Origin of the sequence: Streptomyces sp. NEAU-sy36, from assembly GCF_013423905.1 — a bacterium.
Taxonomy (GTDB): Bacteria; Actinomycetota; Actinomycetes; order Streptomycetales; family Streptomycetaceae; genus Streptomyces; species Streptomyces misionensis.
On the sequence record NZ_CP058977.1, the window covers coordinates 7,242,479 to 7,255,174 of the forward strand.

At 71.7% G+C, this 12,696-nt stretch carries 9 protein-coding genes; 5 read left to right on the forward strand and 4 right to left on the reverse strand.

What is annotated here, in order from left to right; genetic code table 11:
* Nucleotides 1–13 precede the first annotated feature (13 nt).
* The 3 genes from HZZ00_RS31600 to HZZ00_RS31610 all read right to left on the reverse strand — a co-directional run bounded on the left by HZZ00_RS31600 (nucleotide 14) and on the right by HZZ00_RS31610 (nucleotide 5,762).
* Nucleotides 14–1,048, reverse strand: coding sequence for an ABC transporter permease (locus tag HZZ00_RS31600; RefSeq protein ID WP_070026948.1), 1,035 nt, complete (start codon nucleotides 1,046–1,048; stop codon nucleotides 14–16).
* Between the two features lie 546 nt (nucleotides 1,049–1,594).
* Nucleotides 1,595–3,502 (reverse strand): translational GTPase TypA, encoded by a 1,908-nt coding sequence (gene typA / locus HZZ00_RS31605; RefSeq protein ID WP_180329578.1) that lies wholly within the window; start codon nucleotides 3,500–3,502, stop codon nucleotides 1,595–1,597.
* Nucleotides 3,503–3,644: 142 nt separating this feature from the next.
* Nucleotides 3,645–5,762: an ABC transporter family substrate-binding protein gene (locus HZZ00_RS31610; protein WP_180329579.1), complete on the reverse strand. Its 2,118-nt coding sequence runs from the start codon at nucleotides 5,760–5,762 to the stop codon at nucleotides 3,645–3,647.
* Nucleotides 5,763–6,050: 288 nt separating this feature from the next.
* Here HZZ00_RS31610 and HZZ00_RS31615 point away from each other — a divergent pair, with 288 nt between their 5' ends.
* Genes HZZ00_RS31615 through HZZ00_RS31630 form a run of 4 tightly spaced genes read left to right on the forward strand, consistent with a single transcriptional unit; the run spans nucleotide 6,051 to nucleotide 9,916 of the window.
* Nucleotides 6,051–6,341 (forward strand): hypothetical protein, encoded by a 291-nt coding sequence (locus tag HZZ00_RS31615; protein WP_180329580.1) that lies wholly within the window; start codon nucleotides 6,051–6,053, stop codon nucleotides 6,339–6,341.
* A gap of 58 nt (nucleotides 6,342–6,399) precedes the next feature.
* The gene (locus tag HZZ00_RS31620) at nucleotides 6,400–7,221 is read left to right on the forward strand and encodes a hypothetical protein (RefSeq protein ID WP_180329581.1); all 822 of its coding nucleotides are present in this window, start codon (nucleotides 6,400–6,402) and stop codon (nucleotides 7,219–7,221) included.
* Nucleotides 7,221–9,149, forward strand: coding sequence for a fumarate reductase/succinate dehydrogenase flavoprotein subunit (locus HZZ00_RS31625; protein WP_180329582.1), 1,929 nt, complete (start codon nucleotides 7,221–7,223; stop codon nucleotides 9,147–9,149). The genes HZZ00_RS31620 and HZZ00_RS31625 overlap by 1 nt, the downstream gene beginning before the upstream one ends.
* Nucleotides 9,146–9,916 carry a succinate dehydrogenase/fumarate reductase iron-sulfur subunit gene (locus HZZ00_RS31630; RefSeq protein WP_180329583.1) on the forward strand — a complete coding sequence of 257 codons (771 nt, stop codon included), beginning with the start codon at nucleotides 9,146–9,148 and terminating at the stop codon, nucleotides 9,914–9,916. Before HZZ00_RS31625 ends, HZZ00_RS31630 begins: the two co-directional genes overlap by 4 nt.
* 13 nt (nucleotides 9,917–9,929) lie before the next feature.
* Here the strand turns inward: HZZ00_RS31630 and HZZ00_RS31635 are convergent, their stop codons facing one another.
* Nucleotides 9,930–11,024 (reverse strand): hypothetical protein, encoded by a 1,095-nt coding sequence (locus tag HZZ00_RS31635; RefSeq protein ID WP_257585477.1) that lies wholly within the window; start codon nucleotides 11,022–11,024, stop codon nucleotides 9,930–9,932.
* 80 nt (nucleotides 11,025–11,104) lie between these two features.
* Between HZZ00_RS31635 and HZZ00_RS31640 the strand changes: the two genes are divergently transcribed.
* Nucleotides 11,105–12,691, forward strand: coding sequence for a hypothetical protein (locus HZZ00_RS31640; RefSeq protein ID WP_180329584.1), 1,587 nt, complete (start codon nucleotides 11,105–11,107; stop codon nucleotides 12,689–12,691).
* Nucleotides 12,692–12,696 lie beyond the last annotated feature (5 nt).

A 12,696-nucleotide genomic window follows, 5' to 3' on the forward strand; every position in this document is an offset into this window, starting at 1 on the left:
CGTCTCCAGGGGGTCAGCGCGCGGTCTTGGGGTCGAACGCGTCCCGGACCGAGTCGCCGAGCAGGTTGAACGCGACGACGAAGATGATCATCGATACGCCCGGGAAGAACATGTAGGTGATGTCGTTCTGCATCACCAGTTCGGTGGACGCCTTGGAGAACATCTGCCCCCAGTCCGGCGTCGGTTCGACGATGCCCACGCCCAGGTAGGACAGACCCGCCTCGGCGGTCACGAAGTTGGGGAGCAGGTACGTCGACTGCACCAGCAGCGGGGTGACGATGTTCGGCAGGATCTCCTTGCGGATGATCCGCCAGGGCGAGGCCCCGCTGACCTTGGCCGCCTCGATGAACTCCCGTTCCCGCAGGGCGAGTGCGGTGCCGCGCAGGATGCGGCCGAGGCCCATCCAGCCGAGGAACCACTGGACGATGATCAGTGCCAGCACCCGGACGTAGGTCGGCGTCTCGTCGCGCGGGCTGACGAACAGGGAGACCACGACCGGCATGCTCGCGATGAAGAACAGCTGCGCGGGGAAGGCGAGCAGGAAGTCGATGACCCGGCCGATGAAGTAGTCGGTCTTGCCGCCGAGATAGCCGGCCGCGACGCCGAGCAGGATGCCGGTGACGACCACCGCGAGGGTCACCACGACCGAGATCATCAGCGAGGTGCGGATGCCGTAGATCAGCTTGGTGAAGACGTCGTAGCCGTTGCCGGGTTCGAGGCCGAACCAGAACTGGCCGCTGATGCCGCCGTTGGGGTGCACCGGCACGCCGGCGCTGTCGAAGAGGTCCGGGCGTTCGTCCGCGTAGACCGTGTACGGGTTCTTGCCGTACAGCTTGGAGATCAGCGGGGCGAGCAGGCCGATCAGGAAGAAGAACCCCACCACGTAGGCCGAGATCACCCCCGTGCGGTCGCGCTTGAAACGCATCCACATCAGCCGGCCGGGAGACCGGCCCGCCAGCTCGACGGCTTCGCCCTTCGCCTTCGGCCCTGGTTCGCCGGAGACGACGACCGAGGTCCCGCCGTCACCGATGTCGATAGGACTTGTCACGGTTCGTCCGTTTCACAGATATGAGTGTGAGTGGTGCCCGGGTACTCCGAGGACGCGCGAAGCCGCAGCCGGACGCGCGTAGTTCTAAGACCTGGTCACTCGACGGGAAGTGAAGAACCGATCCGCCTGTTGCTCATGACACCGCACATGGGTGTTCCTCCTCACGACTGCACGCGTTCACCTACAGGAGAGGGTTCTGGCCGTGCCTCCGACACCCCTGACGGAGGCTCAGGATCCCCCTGGTGCTCGTGAGTCGACGCAACTGTCCCCACAGTGCGTGACCCATTGACCCGAGCGCTACGCGGCTAACTATCTGCCATGGGTGGAACCAGCGACCACTGCCCGTAGATCTCGATTCAGTCACAGCTGACGCCCAGACCTTTCAAAATCTGGACAAATTGTTCGCCCGAAGAAGGCGCGAAACGGACTTGTTACATGGGTATCGGGCAGCGATCTCCGTAAGTCGGACATGCGCCCGTGAAAACCGGGTTGCAAAAAACCCGGGCTCCCCCACCATGGGGGAACCCGGGTTCAACAAGCCCTGGATCAGCCGTGCTTGGCGCGGCTCGCGGCGCGGGCCCGCTCACGCTGGTCGAGGTTCACCTTGCGGATGCGAACGGCCTCCGGGGTCACCTCGACGCACTCGTCGTCACGGCAGAACTCCAGCGACTGCTCCAGCGACAGCTTGCGCGGCGGCACGATCGACTCCGCCACGTCGGCCGTCGAGGACCGCATGTTGGTGAGCTTCTTCTCCTTGGTGATGTTGACGTCCATGTCGTCGGAGCGCGAGTTCTCGCCGACGATCATGCCCTCGTACACCTCGGTGCCCGGCTCCACGAAGAGCACGCCGCGCTCCTGGAGGTTCGTCATCGCGAACGCGGTGACGACACCGGCGCGGTCGGCCACCAGCGAGCCGTTGTTACGGGTCGTCAGGGTGCCGAACCAGGGCTCGTGGCCCTCGTGGATGGAGTGGCCGATGCCCGTGCCGCGGGTCTGCGTCAGGAACTCGGTGCGGAAGCCGATCAGGCCGCGGGAGGGGACCACGAACTCCATGCGCACCCAGCCCGAGCCGTGGTTCGACATGTTGTCCATCCGGCCCTTGCGGACGCCCATCAGCTGGGTGACGGCGCCCATGTGCTCCTCGGGCACGTCGATGGTCATGCGCTCGACCGGCTCGTAGACCTTGCCGTCGACCTCCTTGGTGACCACCTGGGGCTTGCCGACGGTCAGCTCGTAGCCCTCGCGGCGCATCTGCTCGACCAGGATGGCGAGCGCCAGCTCACCACGGCCCTGCACCTCCCAGGCGTCCGGACGCTCCGTGTCCAGGACGCGCAGCGAGACGTTGCCGATCAGCTCGCGGTCGAGGCGGTCCTTCACCTGGCGGGCGGTGACCTTGCGGTCCTTGACGGCCGACTTGGCGTCCGCGCCCTTGCCGGTGCCGCCCCGGCCGACCAGCGGCGAGGTGTTGGTGCCGATGACCATGGAGATCGCGGGCTCGTCCACCGTGATCAGCGGCAGCGCGACCGGGTTCTCCGGGTCGGCCAGGGTCTCGCCGATCATGATGTCCGGGATGCCGGCGACGGCGCAGATGTCACCGGGGCCGGCCACCTCGGCGGGCTTGCGGGTGAGCGCCTCGGTCATCATCAGCTCGGAGATCCGCACGTTCTGGATCGAGCCGTCGCGCTTGATCCAGGCCACCGTCTGGCCCTTGCGCAGCTCGCCCTGCTCGACACGGAGCAGCGCGATGCGGCCGAGGAAGTTGTCGGCGTCGAGGTTGGTGACGTGCGCCTGGAGCGGCGCCTCCTCGTCGTACGTCGGGGCCGGGATGTGCTCCAGGATCGTGGAGAAGAACGGCTCCAGGCTGTCGCTGTCGGCCGGGACGGTGCCGTCCTCGGGCTTGGTCAGCGAGGCGACGCCGTCACGGCCGCAGGCGTAGACGATCGGGAACTCGATCTGCTCCTCGTCCGCGTCCAGGTCGAGGAAGAGGTCGTACGTCTCGTTGACGACCTCGTCGATGCGGGCGTCCGGGCGGTCCGTCTTGTTGATGCACAGGATGACGGGCAGGCGCTGCTGAAGCGCCTTGCGCAGCACGAAGCGGGTCTGGGGCAGTGGGCCCTCGGAGGCGTCCACCAGCAGCACCACGCCGTCGACCATCGACAGACCGCGCTCGACCTCGCCACCGAAGTCGGCGTGGCCGGGGGTGTCGATGATGTTGATGGTGATGGGCTCCCCGCCGTCCTTGGGGTGGTACTTCACCGCCGTGTTCTTGGCGAGGATCGTGATGCCCTTCTCACGCTCCAGGTCGTTCGAGTCCATGACCCGGTCGTCGACCTGGTCGAGCTGGTGGGCGGCGAACGCGCCGGCCTGCTTGAGCATGCCGTCGACGATGGTGGTCTTGCCATGGTCGACGTGAGCGACGATGGCGACGTTGCGGATGTCGTGGCGCGTGGCCATAGTGCGGCGAACTCCCGGAATGTGCGGAAGGCCCTCGGTGTGCGTCCGGTGTGACGCGGGCCCTGCCGGGCTTGACATGCCACGGCCTCACCCCATGTTACGTGGCCCCGAGCGGGTCGGCTTCCGCAGGGCCCGGCCGCCCTCAGCCGCGGGAGGGGCTCGCCGGCGCCTTCGCGCCCTTCCTCAGGAAGCCCATGTCCTCGTACACCGGTGTCTGGAAACCGAACGCCCCTGCGTTGACCAGGTCCTTCCGGGCGCCCACCAGCTGGGGCCGCTGGTAGAGCGGGATCGATCCCGCGGCCGCCCAGATGCGGGAGTCGGCCTGCTTGATCAGGCCCGCCGCCTCGTCCTCGTCCAGCGTGGTCGCCGCCTGCTCGAAGAGCTGGTCGACCTGGTCGGTGCCGACCCGCGTGTAGTTCTGCTCGACGTTCACCGAGCCGTCGGCGGCCGGCAGCGGCTTGGCGTAGATCGGCCGGGCGTCCGTGGCGGGGAAGGCGGAGGACGGCCAGGAGTACAGCGCGAGGTCGAAGTCGCCGGCGGCGATGTGGTCCTTGAAGTAGCTCTCGTCGGAGACCTTGGTGATCGTCGTGCTGATCCCCAGCCGGTCCAGCATCGCGGAGATCCGCGTCGCGACGGTGTTCAGGGTGTCCGAGCCGGGCCCGGAGGGCAGCACGAAGCGGAGCGCGAGGGGCTTGCCGTCCTTGGCGAGCGGCGCGGCCTTGGCACCGGCCGGCGCGGCCGTGCCCTTGGGGGCGTACGCGCCGGGCGCGCCCCCGTGCCGGCCCTCCTCGGCGAGGTGCCGGCCGCTCCCGTCGCCCTTGTCGTCCTCGCCGACGACGTACTCGCCGTCCCTGCCGCCGTCGGACTTCTCCTCCTGCTCGCTCTCCGGCCCGGCCGCCTTCTGTCCCTTCCGCTCGTCCTTGACCGGCCCGCCGGGCACCCAGCCGGCGTCCGCGAGCAGCGCCTGCGCCGCCTTGGTGTCCTGCGCGCCGAGCGCGCCGCTGTCGTCGGCGTAGGCGGGCTGCCCGGACAGCGCGAGGTGGCTGCCGACCGGCACGGCGGGCAGGCCCAGCGGGGTGAGCACCAGCCGGGCGATCTCCTTGCGGTCCAGGGCGCGGGCGACGGCGCGGCGGACCCGCTCGTCGGTGAGCGGCCCCGCGGCGCCGTTCAGCGCGAGCTGGGTGTAGGCGGGTTCCAGCGACTTGCGGACCTCCAGGGCCTCCAGGGCCCGCTGCTGGTCCAGGTAGCGGGAGATCGACTTGGCCAGGTCCTCCTTGCCGGCCTCGGCCGCGTCGGCGCCGAGGCCGTGGGCACGCGCCCAGGAGCGCAGGTTCGACAGGGAGGTCTTCCCGCCCTGGAGCGGGCCGGAGTCGCCCTTGTGGCGGGCGGCGAGCCCGATCCGCTGGGCATCGGCCGGGTCGAGGTCGGCGAGATCGGCGCTGCCGTCGGCGAGCGCGCTCACCCGCTTGTCGCGGTCCACGGCGTGCAGCACGATCCGGTCCAGCTTGGCTGGCCTGCCCCACCAGCGGGGGTTGCGGCCGAGGACGACGTCCTTGGCGGCGGTGTCGACCTTCTCCACCTTGAAGGGGCCCGCGCTGACGGCCAGCCTGCGGCGGGCGCCGTCGTTGAAGGCGTCGGGGGTGCCCATGACGTCCTTCGGGTACAGCGGGGAGAACAGCGACTTCCAGTCGGCGTAGGGGCGGGAGAAGGTGACCCGGACCTGGAGGTCGTTCGCGCCGCGCTCGATCTTCTCGATGCGGTCGTAGCCGGCGTTGCGGGCGGTCCAGTAGGCGGTGTCCTTGCCGGACAGGGCCCGCCACTGGGCGACGAAGTCGGCGGCGCCGATCTCCCGGCCGTCGCTCCAGACGGCCTGCTGGTTCAGCTTGTACAGCACCACCTGCCGCGGCTCGGTCTCGATGACCTTGGCCGACTCCAGGTAGGCCGGGTTGACGACCGGACGGCCGGTGGCGTCCATCCGGAACATCGAGGGCAGCGTGGCCTGGGCGACCCGGGTGGTGCCGGTGTCGGCGTCGGCCTGGTAGGTGTTCAGCGTCTCCGGGAGGGCGTCCACGGCCCACTTCAGGGTGCCGCCGTCGGCCACCTGGCCGCGCGCGACGAGATCGATGTCCTGGGCGGCGAGAGGCTTGGCCACGTCGTCGTCCGAGCCGCAGCCGGCCAGCAGCGGCACCGCGAGCACGCCCGCGGTGAGGAAGGCGGCCGGGCGCAGGACCGCGCGCAGGCCGACGCCGTGGTGGGACATCTCTGCTACCTCCGGGAAGCCGCGGGGCGTTATGATCACGTTTGGCGGTATTTGGAGCTGATCAGATCTATGCGGCTACTGAAGAGGAAAGGATCCGGCAACAACGAGCGACACGGCGGCCACGGACGGTAAGCCCACCCGTGCGGCGCAAACACACCGGGACAAGCGCCCGCACGCCTGTCCAATCGGTGCAGGCGCCTTCACAGCACCCGGTGTGACGCGCGACACTCTCTGGCGCATGAGCTATGCCGCCCGGGACCGCAGCATCCGCGGAAGTGAGGGCACATCATGTCCGTGTACGACGACCTGACCACGGTCCAGCGCAGCCTCGACGACCTCCAGCGGTCACTGGGCCGGCTGGAGCAGCAACTCGGCGGAAGCGGCCTGGAGATACGCAGGGTCCGGCTGGACGCCGACCATCTGCGCGAGAGCGTGGCGCTGCTGCGCGAGGCGGCCGCGGCCCGGGGCACCGCCCGTCGGCCCGACCTCGTCACCATCTCCGACACGCCCTACGACGTCAGCCTGTGGACGGACTCGGACGACGAGGGCCTGGGCGCCCGCGACCGGCACGCCCCCTGAGCCGTACGTCCCCCGGGCTGTTCCCCCAGTCGTTCCCTGAGCCGACCGGAGTGCTGTCTTGGCCACTGGTACGGAACACCGACGCCGCGGCGGCGGCGTGCGCGCCCCCGGGCGCGCCGCGATCGCCGCCGCCCATCTGCGGACCGACCGCTGGTGGCTGGCGCCCGCCTGCACGGCGGCCGGTCTGCTGGCCTTCGTCGCCTACTCGACCTGGCGGGCCTTCGCCAACGCCCACTACTACGCGGCGCCGTACGTCTCGCCCTTCTACTCCCCGTGCCTGGCGCAGAACTGCCGTCCCATGCACGGGGGTCCGAACGCGGACGTCTTCGGCGCCTGGTGGGGGATCTCCCCGGCGGTCATCATCCTGATCTTCCCGCTCGGCTTCCGGCTGACCTGCTACTACTACCGGAAGGCGTACTACCGGGGTTTCTGGGCGTCCCCGCCCGCCTGCGCGGTGGCCGAGCCGCACCGCTCGTACAGCGGCGAGACCCGGTTCCCGCTGATCCTCCAGAACGCCCACCGCTACTTCTTCTACGCGGCCCTGCTGGTCGCCGGGGTGCTGACGTACGACACCGCGCTGTCCTTCCGGGACGACCGGCACCACTGGGGCCACATGGGGCTCGGCACGCTGGTCTTCCTGCTCAACATCGTGCTGATCTGGTCGTACACCCTCTCCTGCCACTCCTGCCGGCACATCGTCGGCGGCCAGCTCAAGCACTTCTCCCGGCACCCGGTGCGCTACCGGGCCTGGCGGCTGGTGAGCCGGCTCAACGCCCGGCACATGCAGCTCGCGTGGGCCTCGCTGATCAGCGTGGCGCTCGCCGACTTCTACGTGTACCTGCTCGCGTCCGGTGCCTTCGACGATCCGAGGTTCTTCTGATGCCCGTGGTGGACCGCCAGGAGTGGGACGTCGTCGTGGTCGGGGCCGGCGGCGCCGGGCTGCGGGCCGCGATCGAGGCGCGCGAGCGGGGCGCCCGTACGGCGGTGATCTGCAAGTCCCTGTTCGGCAAGGCGCACACGGTGATGGCCGAGGGCGGCATCGCGGCGGCGATGGCCAACGCCAACGAGCACGACACCTGGCAGACGCACTTCCGCGACACGATGCGCGGCGGCAAGTTCCTCAATCAGTGGCGGATGGCCGAGCTGCACGCGCGGGAGGCCCCGCAGCGGGTGTGGGAGCTGGAGACCTGGGGCGCGCTGTTCGACCGCACGAAGGACGGCCGGATCTCGCAGCGCAACTTCGGCGGCCACGAGTACCCGCGCCTCGCGCACGTCGGCGACCGCACCGGCCTGGAGCTGATCCGCACCCTCCAGCAGCGCGTCGTCGCGCTCCAGCAGCAGGACTTCGCCGCCACCGGGGACCACGAGTCCGGGCTCAAGGTCTTCCAGGAGTGCACGGTGACCCGGGTGCTGAAGGACGGCGAGCCGGGCGGGGGCAGGGTCTCGGGGGTCTTCGCCTACGACCGGGAGAGCGGCCGGTTCTTCGTCCTGGAAGCCCCGGCGGTGGTCCTCGCCACCGGCGGCATCGGCAAGTCCTTCAAGGTCACGTCGAACTCGTGGGAGTACACCGGCGACGGCCACGCGCTGGCCCTGCTCGCGGGCGCGCCGCTGCTGAACATGGAGTTCGTGCAGTTCCACCCGACCGGCATGGTCTGGCCGCCGTCGGTCAAGGGCATCCTGGTCACCGAGTCGGTGCGCGGCGACGGCGGCGTGCTCAGGAACTCGGCGGGCGAGCGGTTCATGTTCGACTACGTCCCGGACGTGTTCAAGGACAAGTACGCCGAGTCGGAGCAGGAGGCCGACGGGTGGTACGACGATCCCGAACACCACCGCCGCCCGCCCGAGCTGCTCCCCCGCGACGAGGTGGCCAGGGCCATCAACGCCGAGGTGAAGGCGGGCCGGGGCTCCCCGCACGGCGGGGTCTTCCTGGACGTCTCCACCCGGATGCCGACGGAGGTGATCCGGCGGCGGCTGCCGTCCATGTACCACCAGTTCAAGGAGCTGGCGGACGTCGACATCACGGCGGAGCCGATGGAGGTCGGGCCGACCTGCCACTACGTGATGGGCGGCGTCGCCGTCGACTCGGACACGGCGGCGGCGCGCGGGGTGCCGGGGCTGTACGCGGCCGGCGAGGTGGCGGGCGGCATGCACGGCTCCAACCGGCTCGGCGGCAACTCGCTGTCGGACCTGCTGGTGTTCGGGCGGCGCGCGGGCCGGTACGCGGCCGAGTACGCGCGGGCACTGGCCCGGGAGCGGCCGCGGGTGAACGGCGCGCAGGTCGACCTGGCCTCGGCGGAGGCGCTGCGCCCCTTCTCCGTCGGGGCCGGGGGCGAGGCGGGGCCGCCGGAGAATCCGTACACCCTGCACCAGGAACTCCAGCAGACCATGAACGACCTGGTGGGCATCATCCGCCGGGAGGGCGAGATGGAGCAGGCGCTGCACAAGCTCGCCGAGCTGCGGCTGCGCGCCGGCCGGATCGGCATCGAGGGCCACCGCCAGTTCAACCCCGGCTGGCACCTGGCCCTGGACCTGCGGAACATGCTGCTGGTCAGCGAGTGTGTGGCGCGGGCGGCGCTGGAGCGGACGGAGTCGCGCGGCGGCCACACCCGGGAGGACTACCCGGGGATGGACCGCGGCTGGCGCAACGTCAACCTGCTGTGCACGCTGGCCGACCACGCCCAGGGCCGCATCCGTCTCGCCCGGGAGACCACCGCCCCGGTCCGCCCGGACCTGCTCGCCCTGTTCGAGAAGGAGGAGCTGGCCAAGTACCTCACCGACGAGGAGCTGGAAGGAGGGCTGTCCGGATGAGCGGCTACGAGGCCCGCTTCAGGGTGTGGCGCGGGGACGAACAGGGCGGCGGCCTGCGGGACTTCACGGTCGAGGTCAACGAGGGCGAGGTGGTCCTGGACATCGTCCACCGCATCCAGGCGACCCAGGCGCCGGACCTGGCCGTGCGCTGGAACTGCAAGGCGGGCAAGTGCGGTTCGTGCTCCGCGGAGATCAACGGCCGCCCCCGGCTGATGTGCATGACCCGCATGTCGGTCTTCGACCGCGCGGAGACCGTCACGATCACCCCGCTGCGTGCCTTCCCGGTGATCCGCGACCTGGTGACGGACGTGTCCTTCAACTACGAGAAGGCCAGGCAGATCCCGTCGTTCGTGCCGCCCGCGGGGCTCGGCCCCGGCGAGTACCGCATGTTCCAGGAGGACGTGGAGCGCTCGCAGGAGTTCCGCAAGTGCATCGAGTGCTACCTGTGCCAGAACACCTGCCACGTGGTGCGCGACCACGAGGAGAACAAGCAGGCGTTCGCCGGTCCGCGCTACCTGATGCGCGTGGCCGAACTGGACATGCACCCGCTGGACTCCGCCGCCGAGTCCGGCCTGGACCGCAGGCGCACGGCCCAGGACGAACACGGTCTCGGCTACTGCAACATCACCAAGTGCTGCACCGAGGTCTGCCCCGAGGGCATCCGGATCACGGACAACGCGCTGATCCCGCTGAAGGAACGGGCGGTGGACCGCAAGTACGACCCGCTGGTGTGGCTGGGCTCGAAGATCGGACGCCGCCCGTCCTAGTCCGTCGGGCGGCTCATTCCACCCAGTCCTTCCGGTACGCGCGCCAGTCCGCCTCCGTGGCGGCGAAGTCGACGTACAGGGCGACGCCGAAGCGGGTGCGGTGGGCGTCGGTGCGGGACAGGCCCAGGCGTACGCCCCGTACGGCGGCCGGGACGGTCTCCGCGTCGCCCACGTGCCCGAACCGGTTCTCGTAGTAGAACGGCAGGCCCATGAGGAGGTGGGTGGTATCGGGGGTGACCTCCAGGGCGAGGCTGGTCTGCTGGGCCACGTAGCCGCCGTACAGACTCGGCAGCGGCTGCATGGTGTCGTACGACATCACCGCGATCTGGTCCACCCGGCGGGCCACCTGCCCGAAGTATGCCTGCGACCACCACTTGGGGTGATGGGTGGTCGCGCCCCAGAAGGAGTGGAAACGCGGGAGGGGGTCGATCTGATGGGCGGCGACGGACAGCAGCGCATGCCGGGCGTGGGTGAGCCGGCGCAGGTCGTCGAGGAGGGCGAGGTAGTGGCGGTCGCCCGAGTGCAGGGGCTCCAGGTCGAAGTGGGCGCCCTGGTACCCGGCGCCGAGGATCCGCCGGGTCGAGGCGAGGATCGCGGCCCGGGTCGCGGGACGCTCCAGGCGCATCCCGGTGGGCCCCTCCGTGGCGAGGACGTCCCCGAGCCAGGCCTGCACCCGCACCCCGGGCAGCTCCCGGTGCACCGTTTTGATGAACCAACCCGCCTTCGGGTACGCGGAGTCGGGCAGTGTGCCGTCGTCCTCCAGCGGTCCGGAGTGCACGTACAGGTCCCGCACCCCGGTCCCCCGCAGCCGCCGCGCCAGCGCCCGCACGTCGGCCTCCGACTTGCGCCCGTCCACCCAGGCGTGGCCGAGCCAGAGCGCGTCCCGGTCGCGGGTGCGGGTGCCGGGGGCGGGATCACCGGCGTAGCCGACGCGCAACGCGGTCTCGCCGGCGAGGAGGGCGAGGAGCAGCAGCAGGAGGACCAGACCGAGGGCGGTGAGGGTGCGGCGCAGGACGCGGCGGGCGCGCGACCTGCCGTCGGCCGCGGGGGGTCCGGTGCCGGCCGCACCCTCGTCCGCCGCCGGTGTCGGTGCCGTCTGTGCGTCCATTCCGCCCCTCTGTCCGTCCGGTCCCCCACCCGTGTCGGCCCCGCTCGCGGAGCGCCTCACCGGCCCATACGCTCCGAAATGTGACGTCCTCCCTGATCCGGGGCCGGCCCCGGCGTGCCAAGGCGCACATACGGGCGCGGGTGACGCATGCCGTGCTGGGCGCCCTGGCGGGGGGCGGGTGGCTGATGGTGCCGTTGATGACGGTCACGGCCCGTGCTCCGGTTCCCGCCCCCTCCACCGGCCCGGTCGCGAGCGCGGCGCCGGGCCCGGGCGGGACGTCCGCGGCGGACTACGTGCTCCCGCTGATCGCGGTGGTCGCGGCGGCGGTGCTGGCGGGCTACGGCTGTCTGCGCCGCGTCCGCCGCAGCCGCACCCGTACGACCCCGGGCCCCTTCTCCGGACCCCCGCCCGAGCCGACCACCACCGACTCCGAACGCCAGGCACGCCGCGCCCTGGTCTTGGCCGACGACTGCGTACGGACGAGCCGTGAGGAGCTGTCGTTCGTGGCGGCGGGGTGCGGGGCGGCGGTGGCCGAGCCGTTCGGGCGGGCGTTGCGGGCGGCCGAGGAGGAGTCGGCCGCGGCGTTCGCCGTGTGGCGGCGGTACGAGCGGGGGCTGCCCGAGGCGTCGGCGGCGCGGCGGCAGGCGCTGGCCGGGGTGGTCGAGCGGTGCGCGCTGGCGGGGCGGTGGCTGGACGCGGAGGCGGCGGCGCTGGACCAGATACGCGGGCTGGAGGGCCCGGGCGCCGGCGATGCGCTGGAGGTGGCACGGGCGCGGGCGCGGGGGCTCGCGGCACGCGCGGTCGCCGCGCACGGCATCCTGAGCGCCCTCCGCGAGCGGTACGCCCCCTCGGCCACCGACCCCGTCACCGGTTCGGTGGAACAGGCCCAGGGCCGCCTGCTGTTCGCCACCGCCCGCCTCGGCGAGGCCCACCGGGCCGTCGTCGCGGGCGACGGCGACCGGGCCGCCCGGCAGCTGCGCGCCGGCGAGGGCGCCGTCGCCCAGGCGGAGATCCTGGTGCGCGCGGTGGAGCGGCTGGCGGCACGGCTGCGGGAGGCCGCCGCGCTGGTCCCGGCCGCGCTGACCGGCGCGGAGGCGGAGCTGGCGACCGCCCGGCACGGGGGTTCCCGGACGCCCCTGGCCGCGGGCGAGCTGCACGCCCGGCTGGCCCACGCGGACGGCGTACTCGGTTCAGTGCGCGAGGAGTTGACCGGCGCGCTGCCGTACGACCCGCTGGACGCCCTGCGCCGGATCACCCGCGCCGCCGACCGGCTGGACGTGGGCCGCTCCGGGGTGCTGGAGACGGCCGCGCTGCTCGTCGCCCGGGCCGCGGTCCGCGCGGCCGACGACTTCGTCGCGGTGCACCGGGGCGCCGTGGGCCCCGAGGCCCGCGCCCGGCTGGCGGAGGCGGTGCGGCACCTGCGCGCGGGCGACGGCACCGGCGCCGTCTTCCGGGCCGACACGGCCGCCCGGGAGGCCCGCGGTCTGGCGGAACGGGACGTCCGCGCGCACGGCAATCCCTGCCCCGGCACCGACGACCGCACGGCCGGCCTCTCCGGCGCCGTGCTCGGCGGCATCCTGCTGGCCGAGGACCCCGATGGCGGCCCCCCGGCCTGCTTCGGCGGCCCGGGGACGCGGGCCCGGAGACGACTGGCGCCGCCTTCGTGACACCA

Coding starts and splice junctions, on each gene's coding strand:
- typA (WP_180329578.1), bottom strand. CDS start 3,502: ATGGCCACGCGCCACGACATCCGCAACGTCGCCATCGTCGCTCACGTC.
- HZZ00_RS31610 (WP_180329579.1), bottom strand. CDS start 5,762: ATGTCCCACCACGGCGTCGGCCTGCGCGCGGTCCTGCGCCCGGCCGCC.
- HZZ00_RS31615 (WP_180329580.1), top strand. CDS start 6,051: ATGTCCGTGTACGACGACCTGACCACGGTCCAGCGCAGCCTCGACGAC.
- HZZ00_RS31625 (WP_180329582.1), top strand. CDS start 7,221: ATGCCCGTGGTGGACCGCCAGGAGTGGGACGTCGTCGTGGTCGGGGCC.
- HZZ00_RS31630 (WP_180329583.1), top strand. CDS start 9,146: ATGAGCGGCTACGAGGCCCGCTTCAGGGTGTGGCGCGGGGACGAACAG.
- HZZ00_RS31635 (WP_257585477.1), bottom strand. CDS start 11,024: ATGGACGCACAGACGGCACCGACACCGGCGGCGGACGAGGGTGCGGCC.